Annotated in this window: 19 protein-coding genes; 4 read left to right on the top strand and 15 right to left on the bottom strand. The window is 41.7% G+C overall.

Translation table 11 applies throughout. From position 1 onward, the window contains the following. Positions 1 to 538 precede the first annotated feature (538 nt). The 5 genes from AUO94_RS00230 to AUO94_RS00210 form a co-directional block, all read right to left on the bottom strand. The gene (locus tag AUO94_RS00230) at positions 539 to 2,542 is read right to left on the bottom strand and encodes an ABC1 kinase family protein (RefSeq protein ID WP_058385368.1); all 2,004 of its coding nucleotides are present in this window, start codon (positions 2,540 to 2,542) and stop codon (positions 539 to 541) included. Positions 2,543 to 2,644: 102 nt separating this feature from the next. After that, on the bottom strand, positions 2,645 to 3,904 hold the full coding sequence (locus tag AUO94_RS17305; RefSeq protein ID WP_169793149.1) for an MBL fold metallo-hydrolase: 1,260 nt from the start codon (positions 3,902 to 3,904) through the stop codon (positions 2,645 to 2,647). Between the two features lie 202 nt (positions 3,905 to 4,106). Next, positions 4,107 to 4,622, bottom strand: coding sequence for a P-loop NTPase family protein (locus AUO94_RS00220; protein WP_156423915.1), 516 nt, complete (start codon positions 4,620 to 4,622; stop codon positions 4,107 to 4,109). After that, on the bottom strand, positions 4,619 to 5,068 hold the full coding sequence (locus tag AUO94_RS00215) for an SRPBCC family protein (protein ID WP_058385366.1): 450 nt from the start codon (positions 5,066 to 5,068) through the stop codon (positions 4,619 to 4,621). The genes AUO94_RS00220 and AUO94_RS00215 overlap by 4 nt, the downstream gene beginning before the upstream one ends. A 15-nt stretch (positions 5,069 to 5,083) precedes the next feature. Next, on the bottom strand, positions 5,084 to 5,536 hold the full coding sequence (locus tag AUO94_RS00210) for an SRPBCC family protein (RefSeq protein WP_058385365.1): 453 nt from the start codon (positions 5,534 to 5,536) through the stop codon (positions 5,084 to 5,086). A gap of 149 nt (positions 5,537 to 5,685) precedes the next feature. Between AUO94_RS00210 and AUO94_RS00205 the strand changes: the two genes are divergently transcribed. Further along, the gene (locus AUO94_RS00205) at positions 5,686 to 5,868 is read left to right on the top strand and encodes a hypothetical protein (RefSeq protein WP_058385364.1); all 183 of its coding nucleotides are present in this window, start codon (positions 5,686 to 5,688) and stop codon (positions 5,866 to 5,868) included. A gap of 37 nt (positions 5,869 to 5,905) precedes the next feature. Here AUO94_RS00205 and AUO94_RS00200 read toward each other — a convergent pair whose 3' ends face one another. From AUO94_RS00200 to AUO94_RS00175, 6 genes are all read right to left on the bottom strand, one after another. Then, positions 5,906 to 6,493, bottom strand: coding sequence for a histidine phosphatase family protein (locus tag AUO94_RS00200; protein ID WP_058385363.1), 588 nt, complete (start codon positions 6,491 to 6,493; stop codon positions 5,906 to 5,908). Between the two features lie 96 nt (positions 6,494 to 6,589). Continuing rightward, entirely contained in the window at positions 6,590 to 6,922 is a 333-nt protein-coding gene (locus AUO94_RS00195) for a hypothetical protein (RefSeq protein WP_058385362.1), read from the bottom strand. Between the two features lie 470 nt (positions 6,923 to 7,392). After that, a complete protein-coding gene (locus AUO94_RS00190) occupies positions 7,393 to 7,752 on the bottom strand; it encodes a nuclear transport factor 2 family protein (RefSeq protein ID WP_058385361.1) in 360 nt (119 codons plus the stop codon). 207 nt (positions 7,753 to 7,959) lie between these two features. Further along, positions 7,960 to 9,870, bottom strand: coding sequence for a PTS fructose transporter subunit IIABC (locus AUO94_RS00185; protein ID WP_058385360.1), 1,911 nt, complete (start codon positions 9,868 to 9,870; stop codon positions 7,960 to 7,962). Continuing rightward, entirely contained in the window at positions 9,867 to 10,799 is a 933-nt protein-coding gene (gene pfkB, locus AUO94_RS00180; RefSeq protein ID WP_058385359.1) for a 1-phosphofructokinase, read from the bottom strand. Before pfkB ends, AUO94_RS00185 begins: the two co-directional genes overlap by 4 nt. Further along, positions 10,796 to 11,548 carry a DeoR/GlpR family DNA-binding transcription regulator gene (locus AUO94_RS00175; protein WP_058385358.1) on the bottom strand — a complete coding sequence of 251 codons (753 nt, stop codon included), beginning with the start codon at positions 11,546 to 11,548 and terminating at the stop codon, positions 10,796 to 10,798. The genes pfkB and AUO94_RS00175 overlap by 4 nt, the downstream gene beginning before the upstream one ends. A 188-nt stretch (positions 11,549 to 11,736) precedes the next feature. On the opposite strand from AUO94_RS00175, the gene AUO94_RS00170 reads away from it, so the two are divergent. Then, complete coding sequence (locus AUO94_RS00170) at positions 11,737 to 12,006, top strand: phosphocarrier protein HPr (protein ID WP_058385357.1); 270 nt, start codon at positions 11,737 to 11,739, stop codon at positions 12,004 to 12,006. After that, positions 12,003 to 13,721 carry a phosphoenolpyruvate--protein phosphotransferase gene (gene ptsP / locus AUO94_RS00165; protein ID WP_058385356.1) on the top strand — a complete coding sequence of 573 codons (1,719 nt, stop codon included), beginning with the start codon at positions 12,003 to 12,005 and terminating at the stop codon, positions 13,719 to 13,721. The genes AUO94_RS00170 and ptsP overlap by 4 nt, the downstream gene beginning before the upstream one ends. A gap of 40 nt (positions 13,722 to 13,761) precedes the next feature. Here ptsP and AUO94_RS00160 read toward each other — a convergent pair whose 3' ends face one another. Both AUO94_RS00160 and AUO94_RS00155 read right to left on the bottom strand, forming a co-directional pair. Further along, complete coding sequence (locus AUO94_RS00160) at positions 13,762 to 14,481, bottom strand: 3-ketoacyl-ACP reductase (RefSeq protein WP_058385355.1); 720 nt, start codon at positions 14,479 to 14,481, stop codon at positions 13,762 to 13,764. 335 nt (positions 14,482 to 14,816) lie between these two features. Then, a complete protein-coding gene (locus AUO94_RS00155; protein ID WP_058385354.1) occupies positions 14,817 to 15,770 on the bottom strand; it encodes an MBL fold metallo-hydrolase in 954 nt (317 codons plus the stop codon). 215 nt (positions 15,771 to 15,985) lie between these two features. Between AUO94_RS00155 and AUO94_RS00150 the strand changes: the two genes are divergently transcribed. Next, positions 15,986 to 16,840 (top strand): NAD(P)H-hydrate dehydratase, encoded by an 855-nt coding sequence (locus AUO94_RS00150; RefSeq protein ID WP_058385353.1) that lies wholly within the window; start codon positions 15,986 to 15,988, stop codon positions 16,838 to 16,840. 42 nt (positions 16,841 to 16,882) lie between these two features. Here AUO94_RS00150 and AUO94_RS00145 read toward each other — a convergent pair whose 3' ends face one another. Together AUO94_RS00145 and AUO94_RS00140 are read right to left on the bottom strand one after the other, a co-directional pair. Continuing rightward, entirely contained in the window at positions 16,883 to 17,347 is a 465-nt protein-coding gene (locus AUO94_RS00145; RefSeq protein WP_058385352.1) for a low molecular weight protein-tyrosine-phosphatase, read from the bottom strand. Between the two features lie 526 nt (positions 17,348 to 17,873). Beyond that, positions 17,874 to 19,304, bottom strand: coding sequence for a carbon starvation CstA family protein (locus tag AUO94_RS00140; protein ID WP_058385351.1), 1,431 nt, complete (start codon positions 19,302 to 19,304; stop codon positions 17,874 to 17,876). Positions 19,305 to 19,362: the final 58 nt, after the last annotated feature.

Below are 19,362 nucleotides of genomic sequence, written 5' to 3'. Positions count from 1 at the left end.
CTTAAGTATACTTAATTAGTGAAACACTACTTCCGATAATTTATATTATGTAAACTTAAAAAGAATTTAACGATTAGGCACGGTTTCTGCCTTCCCACCTTTGTTCCTTGTTATCCAGCTAATTCGACGTTAGTTTCTTTGCAATCTAGCCACTGTCTTATATTTTGTTCCCTCTGACTTCATTAAGTTCACTGTTGTTTACTTATTGGGTTTTTTAATCTCATCCTATAGCTATAAACTTCCTATATGTTTTTTCTTAGTCCCAACGACAAATTCATAGACTACTAATTCGTAGTCTATAGTAACGCATCCTGTCAGTCACTTCATAACAAAAACAAACAAATAAATAAATCCCTTCTATTAACTCCTAGTTTATCCAGTTATGAAGTCTATTGAGTTAGTAGTTCCTTATCAAAAAAATTACTACAAGACCATTAATTTCATAGAAGTGAAACCTCCCCCTTCATCTAGCTAAGATTTACCAAAAACACATTAGGTAAACACAAAAAACCTGCACCCAGATTGGATGCAGGTTTTCTCAAGTATTGCTGCGTTTCATATCACGTATCGCTTGAATCGATAGCCGAACTAGCAATATGACACAAAGAAACAGTCCTGTATAAGCGGCTGTATTCAAGTAAACAGCGTAAGCATTATTGATAAATTGCGCGATGGCTAGCAATGCGGCTGAAATCAGTCCAAATGTTATACCTGAGAACAATAACACAAACCGCGAGAACAACTGCAAGATAAAATTGGCATTATGCTTATCAGAAAAGACATCATGATGGAGAATCATTTTGCCACCTTCTATGCGCTGGATCAGCTGATCGGCACGTTTAGGCAACTTCATCAATTCTGGGATTAATAACGCTAATTCTTCTTCTACTCTTTGTTTCGTTTCACGCGGTTCTTTAAAAGGTTTTTTCAAGACAGCCGTTTTGTATTTTTTCGCAAACACTTTAGCTTCCGTGAACATATCAAATTTCGGATCTATCGTGTGTAAAGTGCCGTCCAGGCTGATTAATGACCGAAGTGCCATTCCGACTGATGGATAAAACGATAACCCGAATTCACGGACAATATCAAACATCGCATGAATCAGTTCCTCAGTTTGGATCTTATCGACATAGGCAATCTTCAACAACAATTGACCAACTGATTGTTCAAGTTTTTGACGATCAATATGACTATTGTCTTCTACAAGCACGTTAATCGCGTCACAAATGACTTCTGCATCGTTTTGTTGCACACCGATGATAAAGAGGTTTAGTCCATCTTGCTGTTGCGCTGCAAGACGTCCAACAGCTCCAAAATCGAGTAATATGGGTTTTCCATCTTGTTCATCAATAAAAATATTGCCAGGATGCGGATCGGCATGAAAAATACCTGAAAACAGCATTTGCTCAAAAAACGAAAACAACACTGTACGTCCAAACTCTTTTTGATCGATAGCAAAATGATCAAAAACAGCTTGTCCGCGCGAAATGCTTTTTCCTTTAAAATACTGCATGACGATTAAATTATCATTGCAATACTCCTGAAAAATATGCGGAATTTTCACAGGATAATCACTTTTTCTTAAGGCATTGGCGACTTGAATGGTATTACGTGTTTCAATTTCAAAGTTGATTTCTTCACGCAAACCGTTCGCAAAGCCAATCGCTAACTCACGAAAACCGATATTCTCAGCCCAAGTAGATTTACTCGTCACCCATTCTGCAAACTCAACAAGAATATCCAAATCGTTACGCATAACGCCTTTTACTTCGGGACGTAGTAGCTTAACGACAACTTTTTCTTGCGTTGATTTCAACACAGCCTGATGGACTTGTCCGATTGAACCTGCAGCTAATGGATCCATGTTGAATTCCGAGAAAACATCTTCCACTCCAGCAGCTAATGATTTCTTTAAAATCGCTGTTACTTGCTCACTCGTTAACGGTTTAACATCTTGCTGCAAGGTCTCTAGTTCTTCGATAAAAACCGGTGAAAACAACTCTGTGCGCGTCGATAACACTTGACCGAATTTGATGAAAATCCCGCCACTTTGTTCTAATGTGTCTCGAAAAGCAATAGCGAAATCACGATTATTCTCTCGGTGACGCGCATAACGTATCGTGCGTGAAAACCCGTTTCTGACGGCGATTTCTAGTACTTGACTCAATCGTTTTTGACGTCTCCACCGATGTCTGATGCGCTGTAAGATAAATTTCTGACCGGTGATCCGTTCTCCACGCTCACCGAGTTCAATTGGATCAAACAGTTCAAAAAACAGATAAAAGAGCATGGAAATTAGCAACATACTGCCGACCCAAATAATGGCACTAGCATCTGCAACCGCAAAACCAATATCTTCGCTCATAAAATCGATATAACGTAAATAGGAATACCAATACACGAATGTTGTTAAGCTGACTCCCAATAAGACAGAAAGAATTCTTTTCGTGAAATTGATCTTAGAACCCATTAAACGGCCACTGACGTAATAAATAAATAAAGCGATTGCCAATAATTCCAGTAACATAATAACGTAAATCATGGAGGACATTCTCCTTTTCTCATCCATCCCTAACTTGCGGACTTGGTTTCTTCAGTATACCAAAGCTCCGTTTAATGTTCTTGAAACGATAGAAAGTAACTACTAGTTAGTGTTAACAGGGTCCATCATCTTTTTTAAGATTGCAAGCAATCCAACTGGATAAAGAATGGTCTCAGCAAGCGACAGCTCTTGTAAACTAATCCAAGTCGCTTTGGTCTTATTGCTTCCTTCTACCACGTCAAATTCGCGCTGATTGTAAAAACTGCTGTCCGTAAATTCCACTTCATAAATGAGTGAAATTTCATGAAAGACTTGTTCTTTCAGTGTGTAGATGTTTTCCAGTACATCTACATAGCGTATAATCTCAATACTGGCATTGATTTCTTCTTTAAACTCTCTCTGTAAGGTCATTGTAGAGGGCTCGCCAAGTTCAATGGTTCCACCCAGTGGTCGGTAAAACGGACCATTTCCAGCTGAATGATGCGCAAATTGTTGCTCAACTAAAATCAATTGTCCTTTTCTCAGGATTCCCAGTGTAGTTGCTCGAGGTCGAAGATGGCGACTTTTTTTATCATGCCAATCATTTATGACTGAGGTGACAATGTGAACGGTATCCCATTCACCGCTTGAAAATTGGGTAATTGGGTAAGATTTCGAAAAAAGGTGTTCGTTGATGTCACTTAACTGCAGTCCTTTTTCATAAAGTTCAATGATTGTTTGCTGAAGGGTTTCTAAATACAGCAGTTTTTGCTCTAATAAAGACCGACCATTTTCTAAAACTCCTGCATGACTGCAAAAGACGGTTTGGAATGGCAGCGCTAGTAATTTACGAAGAGAAGCAGCGATGAGCGGCAGCGATTCACTTGTCATCATGACACGATTTTTCGGAGAGATAAACAAATCTCCAGTGAAAAGACGGCCGGATGGTGCATGGAATAACGAGACATGATCGTCTGCGTGTCCCGGCGTATGGATCACTTGCCAGCTCAGTGATCGCGAACAGATTTGATCATTCAGTGGCAACGCATCGAACGCGAAACGATTTCCCCAAGTAATTTTTCGGTAATCTGGGTATTCCCCATCTTTTTTGGTGATCGCGATTCCCATTGGATGAATAAAAATTGGTTTATGCTGATGCTGCTGGAGCCACGCGGCATTTCCTGTATGATCTTCGTGATGATGCGTTAAAACCACTTGATCAAATGACTGATCCGTAAAAAAATCAATCAATTCAGGCTGAAGCTTTTCAGCACCTGTGTCAACCAACATGCCGTCAACCAAATAGACAAAGACTTTACTTCGTGTTGCTTCTAAAAATCCTTCCACACATAGCACCTGTTCTTTTTCGTAGATCTTTATCACCGGCTATTCCCTCCTCGCAAAATCTAAGCACCCTGTTGCACTTTTTATGTATGATACAGAATTTGGCACCTCTCTGCTACTTAAAATCGCAGCTTTATGAATGGGTTTTAGTTTTAAGTGTGCATTTTTTCTTGTTGACTTAGTTGATTTTATGTGGTAAATCCTTATGTAGGATACTACATATTAAGTAAATAAATGATTCTTACCACTCTGTCGTTAATAAATCATTCATTAACCGGTCAATCTCTTGACGATTTTTAATGACAATAAATTGATTGGGTAAGGTTTCACATTGCAGAAGAAACGCAGGCTTTATCGTTTCTTCGAAATACCGGTTCCATTTAAACATTTTGACTAACATACTAAGACTGGGTTTATAATTAGAGCGCTCTACTCTTGCTTTTTGTTTCAAATAGCGAAAAACGAATCGATATGTTCTCACAGCATAAGGGATATCCAAAAAGACCACGACATCTGCAGCATGCATCGCTCGTTCTGTCCAACCCGTGTGTACACCTTCAATAATCCAGTTGATTTGTCTAACAGCGATAAGCAACTGATCGTCTCTCACTGATTCGGCATTACGCATGTCTCCGTCTCCTTGCCGACTCCAAACAAAATTATCTGTTTCAAAATGAGGAATTGTTAAAACCTTAGACAACTGACGAGCCAATGTGGTCTTGCCGCTCCCAACCGAGCCGATGATGTAAATCTTCACGATTCGGCGATCTTTACTACCCGCGCCAGTAACTCATCTACTTGTTGCTTACTGCTGTCATGAGGGTCAATTTTGAGTAATGTTTTTCCGATTACATTGGCGCCTTTATTAGAACCGCTATAAACAAATAAAGTCCGTTCAGCATCCAGTCGACTTAATGCAAAACTCAAAGTAATTTCGAAAAGTCCGGCTGCCACAAAATGGATGTCTTTTCGTTTTTGTTCGGGTAAATCGGTGTAGGCCGTAATTTCCATGACATAGCTAACCAAACGGCCAGCTATTCGGTTTTGCTGCGCATATTTTGACCCCACTCTGTTTGGTGATCCTTCAATTAATTGATGTTTTTCCAATTGCGGCATGATGCGCTGCAGTTGCTCATCTGAAAACAACGCCCATACTTGATCGATTGGTGCTGCAATAATGCGTTGCTCATTCCACTGAATCACGTCCCACACGCTCCTTTACAGTTTTAATGCTTCGTCTCTTACCCGCTCCATAAACGTCTTAATGGTTTGCTGGCGAGTTTTTTTACTGCCCGACAACAGCATCGCTTTGCCCAACATTCCTTTGCCTTTATTAGATCCTTCGTAGATAAATTTCGTGCGCTTTTCTCCGTCTTTTAATAAGGTAAACGAATAAAACACAACAACTAGCTGATTCATGTCAAACTGAGTTTGTTTGATTTTTTTGTCTGGCAAATCTTCATAACCGACGGTCTCCACTATGTACGTTTGCAATTGCTCCCCTTCGTAATAGCTTTGGGCATGTTTAGCGCCTAGCTGATCGTGATCGTTTTCAAGCAACACATGCTCTTCTACTTTGGGCATTAGTTTTTGTACACAGTCATCCCGGAATAAACTCCAAACTTTATCAATTTCAACAGCTATGATCATTTCTTCTTTCCATTTAACCATAATGACTCCTCCTCGAGGTTAACGACTCTTTTAACTATTATCCCATTAGCACACGAAAGATTCACGTCTCATTGCTCTACTTTTTACAGGCAGCCGCTTGAATTAATGTGCAGCCGCTTTATAATGGATAACAGAACGGAGTTGATTTAATGAAAACTTCAACCGTATTGATTTTATTTATTGTCATGATGCAAGTAATCACTACAGCGAACGCAGTTGTTTTTGATGGTGGGCTGGGCGACGTTGTCTTTTGGTTCAATTCCGCGTTATTCATGGGAGCACTCGCTGTCTATGTGTACCGCATGGACAAAGACAAAGCGGCGGGTAAATAAAAAGCAGCAAAGACAAAAGTCTTTGCTGCTTTTTTGGTTAAATTTTGCTACCCGATTTTTGGAGGTGGCTCACTTGGTTATAATTTTTGATTAGCCATTGGTCTCGGTCAAACTGAATGTGACTAAGACAAGTATTCAGGAGTCTTGTTTTTCCAGAACCAATTTCACCATTTGACAATTCACCGAGCAAGGCATTGATGACACCTCCGTGTGAAACAAGCAACACCCGCTGATTTGGGTACCGATCGGCAATCCTTTTCAATCCGATTTCTAATCGCTTGGCGAACAGATCATTGTCTTCTTGATTTGGGTAAAACCTATCCGGAAAAGTAAGTGCTCGCTCTTCATAGGTCATTCCTTCGGCGTCACCAAAATGCTTTTCTGCAAATTCCTCCATTTCAATAAGTGGCAACATTAAAGATTCATTGATAATTTCTGCAGTTGTACGAGCACGTTGGAGTGGACTTGTGATCATTAAATCCCAATTAGAAGCTGACAAATGATGACCACAGCGAGTGGCCTGTTCGACACCCGCTGCATTTAATGGAATATCTGTTTTTCCTTGAATTTTCCCTTGGGCATTCCAATCCGTTTCACCATGGCGAACCAAACAGATGGTGGTCATACTGTTCACCTCTTCTATCTTAACTTGATATTGGGCTATTTTATCACAAAATATTATGGAACTCACCTAAAAAGCACGTACTCCGTCTATACGAAACTAAAATCCAATCAAATCGATTAATTGAAAATCATTTAGCGTGATTCGATTGCCACAACCTCGACACGTAAAACACAATTCAAAATCAATGGTTTCCGAAAATGCATTTTCAGAAATTCCGTCTTCTAAGATTTCTTTTCGTTGTGCATCAGTTGTAGCTTTGCCCAATTGGCGGATAAACGCTTCTTGAAAATTTTCAATCACTTCACTTTTCCAACTAACCCCTACTTGAAAACCAGTTGTAATCGAATGAATTCCAACTTCTCCATTTTTTTGCGGTGAGCTAAACTTACCGGTGATTTTACAATCGTCACATATTACATGGATTTCCATAGTTATTCCTCCTTTAGTCAAGGTTCATGAATGCATATCAACTGCTTATGGGTGCTTCATTTAATCGAAAGTTCATTTGTAGTACTGTATAGTAAAAGTTGAGTTTTATTTTTGAACGTTGTTGTTTTGATTATAAGGCCCAATTGTCGAGAAGTTATCGAGAAAACAAGATTTAACTGATTTTTTTTGCAATCTTTTCGTTATCCATAAGATTTAACTATCTGTATTTCGCGGCTAGTATGGCATACATACATATTTCACCATAAGTAAAAGACTACATGGATTCCTTCGATTGATTCCTGTATATTTCTAACGGCATATAAAAAAATCAGGTTACTTTTCCTCCAACAAAAGCAACCTGATTCCGTATGTGAAAGAGCATTTGCAGTAACATAAGCTTCGGAAAACACCAGACTCTTTCGGTTTTCCATAACCTGACAAACTTTTATTTATTAATCAAATTTTGTCGCTTAATCAGTCGACTCAATGACAAAAGTGATCAATGTCTTTATCTTGCTGTCTTTTGCGTCGTCTACTTCATATAAGTCACAATACGTGTAGACTTTCTCAGTACCATCTTCTCCTTTTCGACTCATTTTACCGGTAAGTGCCGCTCCCTTCTTCCCAACTAACGACAACTCAGTTGAATAATCCATCCCCGTATACCCTTCATTTATTCCGAATGCCGCATCAAGAAACGCTTGCTTCCCTACGATCGATTCGGCTCCTACCATCGTCCAGACAATGTCCTCAGCGATATAGTTTTCAATGAATTGCCGGTCTCCTTGAAAAAAGGCTTGATTAAATTGATGGAAAAATTCTTCATTCATCTCCCGCCACTCCTTTCAATTAGTAAGTTATTGTTTTACTATGAGATAGCTATTTCTAGCTGGCTTTAGCATGTAACGACCGGTCCGTTGCTTTTTTCTGCATTATTCAATACCCTATTTCTTTTAAAGTTATCCGTTGGATCTGTCCTTTTTCTGTGTAATGCACACAAAAAACCGCTCCAGAATTTTTCCTGAAACGGTTTTGGATTAGGCAGCTGCAACTACTCTTTTTTTCAAAGCACCGGCAACTAATGCCGTTACGACAGCACCTGCTAAAATAGCCAACATATAAAGTAAGATGCTGGGAACGCCGCCGTCGACCAGGCCGATAACAAAAATGCCGCCGTGAGGAGCACGCAGTCCGATATCAAAGAACATGACCAAAGCACCTGTCACTGCCGCTCCCGCCACTGAAGCCGGAATAACGCGCGCTGGGTCTGCTGCTGCGAATGGAATAACACCTTCAGTAATAAAGCAAGCGCCGAGCACGTATGCGGTTTTACCTGCTTCGCGTTCAGGTTTGGTGAATTTGTTTTTAAACAAACTTGTCGCAATGGCTAGACCGAGCGGTGGGACCATTCCTGCTGCCATGACCGTCGCCATGAAATTGAAGTTTTGCGCGTCCAACATCGCTAGACCAAATGTATAAGCTGCTTTGTTTATAGGACCACCCATATCGATGGCCATCATCCCGCCGAGTAACAACCCGACTAACACCAAATTCGTACCACCGAGACTTTCCAGAAATGTAGAAATCGCTGTATAAACTTTCGTTAGTTGTGGATTGACAAGCATCATAATAATGCCGGTAATGGCAATCGCAAACACCGGGAAAAACAACACCGGTTTTAATCCTTCTAATGACTCAGGTAAACGAGAAAATAGTTTTTTTACTAAAAGTGTGACGTACCCGGCGAGAAACCCAGCAATCAAGCCGCCGAGAAATCCAGAACCGCCACTCGCGCCTTCAACACCTGTCACCGTAATCGCAATCAAGCCACCAATCATACCCGGTGCAAATCCAGGACGATCCGCAATACTCATCGCAATAAAGCCGGCGAGAACCGGGACCATTAAGAAGAACGCATTGGCACCACCAATGGTGTTCAGCATAGCCGCAAATTCGTTGTATTCCGGACTGTCGGGATTGCCGGCATTAATACCCCAGAAAAACGAAATAGCAATGAGAATACCACCCCCGACAACAAATGGCAACATATTCGATACGCCATTCATCAAATGCTTATAAAATCCACTTTTTGTGTCGTTTGTCTTCGCTTCGTCTTGCGATGTGTCGTGTTTATATATCGGTGCATCTCCATTTACTGCACGGTTTAATAACTGATCTGTTTCATAAATGGCTTTGCCCACCGCTGTTTGAATAACTGGCTTGCCGTCAAAACGACTCATTTCCACTTTGGTGTCTGCTGCAACAATAATGGCATCCGCTCCCGCAATGTCTTCAGCAGTCAACCCATTTTTCACACCACTCGAGCCGTTGGTTTCTACTGTTAACGAAATATTCAACTCTTTGGCCCGTTCTTTTAACTTTTCAGCCGCCATATACGTGTGCGCAATCCCTGTTGGACAAGCAGTCACTGCAAGAATTTTCTTTTCTGAACGATCGGTGGATGCCATTTCTGCAACTTCCGCTTCGTCTAAAGAAGCTTCTTTTTCTGCGACCACTTGCAGGATTTGCTGTTTCGATTCTGCCGCGAGAATATTCGTACGGAACCGTTCATCCATCAAAAATGTCGCCAAGCGGGACAGCGCTTCTAGGTGATCGTCGTTAGCGCCTTCACTCGCCGCAATCATAAAAAACAAATGCGCAGGCTGACCGTCAAGCGATTCAAAATCAAGCCCTTCAACCGACCGACCCAATGCAATGGCTGGTGACTTGACTGCAGCGGACTTGGCGTGTGGTATAGCAATACCGTCACCGATCCCTGTCGTACTTTGGCTTTCACGTGCTAATATGGCTGTGGTAAAGGCATGTTGATCCGCTAATTTACCAGCACGCTCAAGTTGAGATACCAGTTCTTCTAGTACTTGTTGTTTGGTTGTGGCGGATAAGTTTAAAATGATCGTTTGTTCGGTTAACAGCTGAGTGATGTTCATTTTGTCACATCCTTTTCTTCGTATGGGGAAACTACTACTTGTTCGACTAATCGATCAACTTCTTCTTTTTGGCACAAATCCGACCGAAAAGCAGTGGCACTGCCACTAGCAACCCCGTAGCGGAAAGCTTGTGCCACATCTTGACCCGCTACGTACGACGCGATAAATCCAGATACCAATGAATCCCCAGAGCCGACCGTGTTAACGACAGTTCCTTGCGGGGCTCTCGCGACAAGCGCAAGATCTTTTGTTACAAACAGCGCACCCTCACTTCCCATCGAAACAATCACATGTTGTGTACCTCGTGCCACTAACCTACTGGCATAGTCGTAGGCATCTGACAAATGGGCGATTTCAACACCAAACAAGTCGCCCAACTCCTGTTGATTGGGTTTGATCAAAAAAACCGGTGTCGTCAGTATGTTCTTTAAGGCCGGACCGGATGTGTCTACTACAAAGCGAATGTTTTTGGCTTCACAAATAGTGGCCAGTTCTAAAAAATACGACGGTGCAATCGAACTTGGCAAACTCCCAGCCAGTACAAACCAGTCGCCACTCTTCATACGGCGCACTTTTTCGGTCAATGCAGACAGTTGTGCTTTCGTTAATTCTGGACCGGGACCGTTTAACTCCGTTTCTTCGGCTGATTTGATTTTAACGTTCATGCGGGTGATTTCAGTCGTTTCAATAAAGTCCGTCGTGATGCCTTCGTTTTTTAAAAACGCATCTATATAATGCCCGGTAAAGCCTCCCACATAGCCAAGCGCTCGACTTGTGACGCCTAGCCGCTGCAACACACGAGAAACATTAATGCCTTTGCCGCCTGGATAATAGTAAACGTCGTTGCTACGGTTCAATTTCCCCTGTTCAAAGTCCGGTACATAAACGGTGTAATCAATAGAAGGTGCAATTGTACACGTGTAAATCATCGAGTCACTACCTTTACAATGGTCTTTTTTTCAAGCATAGCATTGGCTTCTTTGGAAATTTCATCTACAATTAAGGTGGCACGTTCTAAGTCCATAATCTTGGCAAAACTGATTTTATTGATTTTGGAATGATCAGCGAGCACGAAGGTTTTTCGCGCTAACGAACTGGCTACTTGTTTGACGGCTGCTTCTTCCGGATCTGGCGTTGTATAGCCATAGTCCGGGTGACAACCGTTGATGCCGAGGAAACAACTATCAAAGCGGTAGTTCTGCAAGGCTTGAATCGTTTGAGAACCGACAAATGCGCCAGTTCGCGGCTTCATCAATCCACCGGTTAAATAAGTAGTGATGCCTTGCTCATTGAGAGCTTCGACAAGCGTTAACCCGTTGGTTACAACGACCAAATCTTTATCTTTGAGAAACGGAATTAATTGAAAGGTTGTCGTACCGGCATCTAGAAAAACACTATCGCCTTGCTGGACAAGTGAAGATGCAAATTCTGCAATCTTTATTTTTTCATCTAAAAACTGTGTCGATTTGTCGAAAATACTAGGTTCTAGCAGATTCTGCCCGGTTACAGTAGCACCACCAAAAACACGTGTTAACTTCTGCAACTGTTCAAGATCGGTCAAATCTCTTCGAATGGTTGATTCGGATGCGCCGGTGGATTCCACCAGTTGTTGAATTTTGACTGTTTGCTTTTCTTCAAGTAGCTGTAAAATATACGCATGCCGTTCGTTGGTTAGCAAGTATTCACCCTCTTTTCAATAAAGTAAATGTTCTGTTAAAGGGATGATACTTGAAATCGCTTCCAAAATCAATCATAATCGCTCATAAGCACTCAAAAAAGCCGTTTTTTATTTGAATTCACTCGATAACCGTCATAAACGGTCATTGAGTTTAAAATGGCAAAACCCATTAGAGGAGGAAATTAATCATGGTCGAAAAACAATTTACAATTACAGATGAAGCAGGTATGCATGCCCGTCCCGCATCCGCATTAGTTGGAGCGGTATCGAAATTCAAATCGGACATTACGATTGAACACAAAGGCAAAAAAGTAAACTTAAAATCTATTTTAGGTGTTATGTCACTTGGCGTACCAAGTGGTTCGGTGGTAACGATTGCCGCTGACGGTGAAGATGAAAACGAAGCAATTGAACAAGCAACAGCTGTTATGGAAAAAGAAGGGATTTCAAACCAATGACACAAACCATGTCCGGAATAGCAGCCTCCAATGGAATTGCGATCGCGAAAGCTTTTCGCTTGGAAGATCCGAAATTGAATGTTGATAAACGGACAATTTCGGATGCCGATGGCGAAGTCGTACGTTTAACAGCAGCTTTAGACCTATCCATCCAAGAACTAGAAGTGATTCAGAAAAAAACAGCTGCAGCAATTAGTGAAAAAGAAGCGGCGATTTTTGGCGCTCATCTTTTAGTATTGAGTGATCCTGAACTTGTTGGGCCGGTTACAGAGAAAATCAAGACTGAGAACGTTAACGCTGAGTTTGCTTTGCAAGAAGCAACTGATATGTTCATTGCGATGTTTGAAGCTATGGACAATGACTATATGAAAGAACGCGCTGCTGACATTCGTGACGTGAGAAAACGAGTACTTGCTCACCTACTTGGTGTCACGATTCAAAGCCCAAGCATGATTTCAGACGAAGTGATTATCATCGCAGAAGATTTAACGCCATCGGATACGGTTCAACTAGATGCGAAGTTCGTTAAAGGCTTTATTACCGATATTGGTGGACGCACTTCCCACTCGGCGATTTTGGCACGCACACTGGAAATCCCTGCGGTAGTTGGCGCTAAAACAGCGATGGCCGATATTCAAAATGGCACAATCATTATTGTTGACGGCTTAGATGGAAAGATTTTAATCGCGCCAGAAGACAGCGTCATTGAAGAGTATAAAAACAAACAAGCAGACTTTGACAAACAAAAAGCACAATGGGCTGTCTTGAAAAACAAAGCAACCATCACCGCTGACGGTCAAGCGATTGAACTGGGTGCCAACATCGGAACACCTAAAGACATTGCAGGCGTTCTTGATAACGGCGGCGAAGCGATTGGGTTATACCGCACCGAATTTCTTTATATGGGACGTGATCAGTTCCCAACAGAAGCTGAACAAGTCGAAGCTTATTCGTCTGTATTAAAAGGCATGAAAGGCAAACCGACCGTTGTTCGTACGCTAGACATCGGTGGCGACAAAGAATTGTCGTATCTCGAATTACCGAAAGAACTTAATCCATTTCTTGGCTTACGTGCAATCCGTTTGTGCCTAGAAATGCCAGACATGTTCAGAACGCAGCTGCGGGCATTACTGCGTGCCAGCGTTCATGGAAATTTGAAAATTATGTTTCCGATGATTGCAACGCTTGACGAATTCCGCCAAGCAAAAGCATTATTATTAGAAGAAAAAGCGAAGCTTCAAGCTGAAGGCGTGGCAGTAAATGAATCGATCGAAGTCGGCATCATGGTCGAAATTCCTTCTACCGCAGTGATGGCAGATACATTCGCAAAAGAAGTGGATTTTTTCTCGATTGGTACGAATGACTTGATTCAGTACACAATGGCCGCTGATCGCATGAACGAAAGCGTGTCGTATTTGTATCAACCATTTAATCCTGCTATTTTGCGTTTAGTTAAAATGGTCATTGATGCGTCGCATCGTGAAGGCAAATGGACTGGGATGTGTGGAGAAATGGCTGGAGACGAAATCGCCATTCCGATTCTTCTGGGTCTCGGTCTTGATGAATTCTCAATGAGCGCTTCATCGATTTTAAAAGCCCGTTCGCAAATCAGCAAACTGTCCAAAGCAGAAATGGCACAGCACACGGATCACATCCTTGCGCTAAGCAATTCCCAGGAAGTTGAAGATTACGTAACAAAACTAGCCAATAATTAAAAAACGAGCCAGGAAAATTCTCCCTGGCTCGTTTTTATGTTCAAAATGGATTGGTTGCCCATTGACTAGAAGTTGGAATGAAAATACGTGGATGCAGTTTCAGCTGCGCTACCATGTATTCTGCCAAATCTTCTGGCTGCATAAATTTTTCTTTTTGTTGTTCTGTTTCACCTTCTTTAACTGTTAAATCTGTTACTACGCGACTTGGTGTCAAAGCGAAAACCCGAATATTGTGCTTACGAACTTCTTGAGACAACGATTCTGTCATGCCGAGCACACCAAATTTTGAAGCGCTATAAGCACTCGACCCGATAGTTCCTCGCAATCCCGAGCTTGAGGAAATGTTAATAATGTCCCCCCCGTTCTTGTTGATCAATTGCGGCAAGACTGTTCTAGTAACATAGTACATCCCCATCAAATTGACATCAATCATCTGTTTCCAGTCTTTTGGATCTAGTTCTAAAAACGGTCCATATTTGCCGATTCCTGCATTATTAATCAAAATATCAATCGTTCCAAGTTCGTTCGTTAACTTTTTAACTGCTGCTTCTACTTGCGCCAAATCAGATACATCCGCCACAGCATAGGCCGCACGACCGCGTAATGACTTAATTTCTGCAGTCAGCTTTATTAAATCTGCTTCGGTCCGCGCAATCAATCCGACATTGACACCTTCATTGGCTAAAGCCAGTGCAGTTGCGCGCCCGATGCCTTTTCCCGCTCCTGTAATAATGGCTGTTTTCTCTGTTAATACTTGCATACCTAAAAACTCCACCTCTCACTTGTCTCTTTCGTTTAGTTGTCTGCATCTAGAGGACAGACTAGCAAATTCGAAAGCTGTATGGATTTTATTTACCCCTAAGAGCAGTCAACTTAAACAGTCGACTCGCAAATTTAGTAGAGATTAACAAATCACGTCAATTAAATCACATTAGTCAAATCAATTTAAAAATAAATGAATGATTATTTTTATTCATTATTATTCAAAAAGTTTTAATTGCAATCATTTCGATACGTTCCTCTACTTTGTTTCGTTTAGAATAACGTTCAAATGAGTGAATAGATAATGAATAGTGAGTTAAGTGCCATTTAATTTTAGGTGTGCTTTGGTTGTTTCGACAACGCATCTAAAATGCCCATGGCGCTCACTTGCATATCCAGTCGAATGTATGGATATACCTGGTGATTGTCTGGCACACCTTGCGTCCGTAAATAATATTGAATCCGCTCATAAAGTCGGTCAGCCAATTGCTCAGCGCCGATCTCATTAGCAAAAGCACGCTGACCTTCTGACACGAATACTGTTAGCCATTCTGCTGCCTGGCGAAGCGCCTTTTCTGGTTGATCCGTTTTTCCAAAATGCCCATAATAGATGGCATCAAGCTTTGACATGGACATCCGTTCAACGGCATGTTGCATCGCTTGTGGATTGAATTGATTGGGCGATGTAGAAGGCAAATACAAGTCGATGCCTTCACTGACCAATTGTTCATAGCGAATTCCAACTGTATCTCCGGCAAATATGCCATTACTGACAGGATCGTAAATACTAAAATGGTGGTTGGCGTGTCCTGGGGTATCCCAAAATTCTAGTGTGCACGTAGGTCCAATGACTAGTTGATCGCCTTCAGTTTTAACAAGTAAGCGATCTGCTGGAATAGCAACGATTGGGTCAAACAATTGATCGAACTGCTCTCCGTAAACCTTTCGAGCGCCCGCTATCAGTCGGCTAGGCTCAATCAGGTGCCTAGCGCCTTTAGGATGAACAACTACTTGAGCGTTTGGACACCCTTGTAACAACAGTCCCGCTCCCCCTGAATGATCCAAATGGACATGGGTAACGATGATGTATTTGACGTCTTCAAGAGTAAATCCTAAAGCCGCTAGTCCTTTTTTGACGTGTTTGACAGAAGGACTTGATCCTGTATCGACTACAGTCAATTCTTTCTCTCCAATCACATAAGTGCCGGTTCTTCTAGTGAGTCCTAAGTCAAATCCGTCAATTAAGTGCAAACGTTCACTAAAGCGAATGGGTTGCGAGTTTATCAATTTATCCATCTCCTTTGTTTTATCAACTACCTATCAATCCGGTGTTTAGTTTTCCGTTGAAAGAATATTCTATCATTTATAATGGAGGCTTTGGCTTTTTCTGCTTCACTTTTTTTGGCATGGAGAAAAAGAATGATGATTTTTGCTATTGATAAAAAGAATGCGTACAGTTAACTAAACGAACTGTACACATTCTGAAAATGGGAGGAATAAAAATGACCTCATCCGTCATCCTGCAATCATGGACAACTGAACAAGTCGCCGCATCACTCCCTAAAAGACAGCCATCGAGTCATAAAGGAAGCTACGGTACAGCGCTATTAGTTGCTGGTACAAAAGAAATGCCAGGCGCTGCGCTACTCGCAGCACTTGGTACGATGAGGAGCGGTGTCGGTAAACTAGTCATTGCGACAGAAGCTGAAGTGGTGGCAATGATCGTCTCTCAATTGCCAGAAGCCACTTACGTACAAAATGGGTTACAGCAGATTGCAGAAAAAAAGACGCCCATCGATTCATACCGCGCGATCGCAATTGGACCCGGCACAAATCCAGATGCGTTAACGGAAGACGCCGTTAGTACACTACTCGACAGCCAGGCACCGGTTATATTGGACGCAGGTGCACTGAGCAAGCGAACTTACGTGAAACGTCACTTACCCGTAATCTTAACACCCCATCCTGCTGAATTTTCTCATATTACTGGCGTGGACGTAAATGAATTGCAAAAAAACCGCGCTTTCTATGCGGTGATTTGGGCGAAAAAAATGGGTGTGACAATCGTTTTAAAAGGACAAAATACTATTACTGCCTTTCCTGATGGTGAGGTTTGGTCAAATCCAACCGGCAATAGTGCGCTGGCAAAAGGTGGCACCGGCGACACACTGACGGGTATGCTGCTCGGTATGTTGTGCTGCCACGCTGACTGGAAGCACGCAGTATTAAACGCCGTTTATCTTCACGGAGCCTGCGCAGACGAGTGGGTTAAAACACGCTCGCCTCATACCTTACTTGCCCATGAGTTGACCGTGCTGTTGCCGGAACTGTGGTTTCAGTTAGAAAAGTCCGAATGAATAAAAACCCGACTAGAAAATTCCCAGTCGGGTTTTGTTCATTTATACATTATGTTCTCTTTTAATCTTTCCAATTAATGCTGCACTGCCTTTGCTTATGAGTTCATAGGTTTCTTCGAAATCGCCTGTGAAATAAGGATCAGGTACGTCTTTCGCTTGATCGGTTAAATCTAAAAAACGACAGATTTTCGGATGAGTGGACTGACCGAGTATCAAACGGATATCCATTATATTGTGTTGATCCATTCCAAGAATGTAATCGAATGCAGCAAAATCATCCGGCTGCAACTGACGCCCTTTTAAACCTGTTGCCGAAATGCTGTGATCTTTTAAAATTTTCAAAGTTCCCGGATGCGGATCTTGGCCAATATGCCAATTCCCCGTTCCAGCAGAATCCACTTCTACATAATTGGACATTCCCGCCCTGTTTAATTGCTCACGTAAAACAGCTTCTGCCATCGGTGACCGGCAAATATTTCCGAGACAAACAAGTAACACACGAATCATGGAATCACCCCTCTTTTAATTAGGATACTTAAGCATTATAACTTGATTCACTAATCAACCGCTCCTATCGAATTGACCAGCAAATAATAAAACAGCTTGCTCCATCGGTAAATGGAACAAGCTGTTTTAGCCAGTGATCAGATTTTGAAATGTCTTTTAGCGGTTGGTTTATTGTGTATTTTTTTACCCTTATACATAACCCACAGCACATATAGAATGCCGACGATATTCAATGAAAAGAGCATAACCTGATGAAGAGCCAAACTGTTATGCAGCATTGTTTCTCCGTAACGGATGCAATTCATTGTCAGAATCAGTACCGGCAACCATAACCAGTGATTAGAAATTGACGCTTCCTCCCTTTTGCGAGCGACCGACTTTATCTACGAAAGTTTCTAATCAACTCAACATCTTATTTTAGCAAATTTTTAGGATAAATAAAGAATTTTTTATTTTCTTTATTTGATGATGGTATTTCCCAACTAATTGTCACAGAAAAAAGCAGGCTGTGAAAGCCTGCTTTTTGTCATTCTACTGTAACGACTGTTTGGACATCTTGTTGTCGATTTTTTCTGGCTTTGCCGTAAAATAGTACAATCACTACCGCAGTCAGCACCAACCCAACGATGTATGAAAGATCGAGATCGAGATTAAAACCGATTTTTTGATTGAGTATATAGACAAAAACCATATAGGTGATAAAGACAGCAGGCGCAAGCGACACCAAGTAGTTTTTACCTTGGATATAGAGATACATTGTTGCGATCCATAAAGCGATTCCCGCAGTTGCTTGGTTGGCCCAAGAGAAATAGCGCCACAGAAGATTAAAGTCAATTTGAGTCAAAGCCGCTGAAATAATAAAAAGTGGAATAGCGATAATCAATCGCTTTACTAGCTGAGTCTGATCCATCTTGATGTAATCTGCAATAATAGAACGAGCTGCACGGAATGCTGTGTCTCCTGACGTGATGGGTAAAACAATCGCACCGAGAACTGCTATGGTACCACCCACTGCACCGAGCAAAGTCATGGATACTTCATTAACAACGGCAGATGGCGTTCCTGAATTGATCAGACCACTCAAAGATTGTCCATCAAAAATACTCATAGCCGCAGCTGCCCAAATCATCGCGATGATGGCTTCTGCAATCATCATGCCATAAAATATATAACGGCCCTGCGATTCTTTTTCAACCGTCCGAGAGATAATCGGTGACTGCGTTGCATGAAACCCAGATAACGCGCCACAAGTAATGGTGAAAAACAAAATCGGAAAAATTGGCAAATTGCCTGGGTGCATGTTCGTGAAGTTGAGTTCCGGTATTTTGTAATCAGAGAATAACAGCGCAATGCCCACGCCCAGTGTCCCTATTAATAATACAGCACCGAAATAAGGATAAAATCGCCCAATAATTTTATCGATTGGCAAGATCGTTGATAAGAAATAATAAATAAAGATGACACCAATGATAATACCCGCTGCGATTTTACCATCCACCAAAATCGAAAGCAACGATGCGGGCGTCGTAACAAATACTGTTCCGACTAACAATAGCAGCAGCAACGCAAAGACGTTGACGATGTGCTTTGACGCTGCCCCAAGAAATTTTCCTGCAAGTTCTGGGATATGTGCACCTTTATTGCGTATGGAAATCATGCCGGTCAAATAATCATGAACCGCTCCAGCAAAAATCGAACCGATGACTATCCACAAAAATGCGACGGGTCCGTACAAGGCACCCATGATTGGACCGAAAATTGGACCGGTTCCAGCTATATTTAACAATTGAATCAGTGCATTTTTGTGTTTATTCATTGGGACAAAGTCGACACCATCTGCATTCGCATAAGCTGGTGTTTTCCTTGCTTCAACCGGATCAAATAGTTTTTCGATAAATTTACCATATGTAAAATAGGCTACCACTAAAATGACAATGGAAATTAAAAAAGTATACATTTGACACCCCTATCCTGTAGTGAAAACGCTTTCTTGCTATAACAAAAAAATAGCTTGA

Origin of the sequence: Planococcus kocurii (assembly GCF_001465835.2) — a bacterium.
GTDB lineage: Bacteria > Bacillota > Bacilli > Bacillales_A > Planococcaceae > Planococcus > Planococcus kocurii.
Note: the sequence above shows the minus strand (reverse complement) of the source record. Positions and strands in the feature narration are given on the sequence as shown.

Coding starts and splice junctions, on each gene's coding strand:
- ptsP (WP_058385356.1), top strand. CDS start 12,003: ATGACACAAACCATGTCCGGAATAGCAGCCTCCAATGGAATTGCGATC.
- AUO94_RS00170 (WP_058385357.1), top strand. CDS start 11,737: ATGGTCGAAAAACAATTTACAATTACAGATGAAGCAGGTATGCATGCC.
- AUO94_RS00210 (WP_058385365.1), bottom strand. CDS start 5,536: ATGGTTAAATGGAAAGAAGAAATGATCATAGCTGTTGAAATTGATAAA.
- AUO94_RS00200 (WP_058385363.1), bottom strand. CDS start 6,493: ATGACCACCATCTGTTTGGTTCGCCATGGTGAAACGGATTGGAATGCC.
- AUO94_RS00230 (WP_058385368.1), bottom strand. CDS start 2,542: ATGATTTACGTTATTATGTTACTGGAATTATTGGCAATCGCTTTATTT.
- AUO94_RS00160 (WP_058385355.1), bottom strand. CDS start 14,481: ATGCAAGTATTAACAGAGAAAACAGCCATTATTACAGGAGCGGGAAAA.
- AUO94_RS00195 (WP_058385362.1), bottom strand. CDS start 6,922: ATGGAAATCCATGTAATATGTGACGATTGTAAAATCACCGGTAAGTTT.
- pfkB (WP_058385359.1), bottom strand. CDS start 10,799: ATGATTTACACGTGTACAATTGCACCTTCTATTGATTACACCGTTTAT.
- AUO94_RS00190 (WP_058385361.1), bottom strand. CDS start 7,752: ATGAATGAAGAATTTTTCCATCAATTTAATCAAGCCTTTTTTCAAGGA.
- AUO94_RS00150 (WP_058385353.1), top strand. CDS start 15,986: ATGACCTCATCCGTCATCCTGCAATCATGGACAACTGAACAAGTCGCC.
- AUO94_RS00145 (WP_058385352.1), bottom strand. CDS start 17,347: ATGATTCGTGTGTTACTTGTTTGTCTCGGAAATATTTGCCGGTCACCG.
- AUO94_RS00185 (WP_058385360.1), bottom strand. CDS start 9,870: ATGAACATCACTCAGCTGTTAACCGAACAAACGATCATTTTAAACTTA.
- AUO94_RS00205 (WP_058385364.1), top strand. CDS start 5,686: ATGAAAACTTCAACCGTATTGATTTTATTTATTGTCATGATGCAAGTA.
- AUO94_RS00140 (WP_058385351.1), bottom strand. CDS start 19,304: ATGTATACTTTTTTAATTTCCATTGTCATTTTAGTGGTAGCCTATTTT.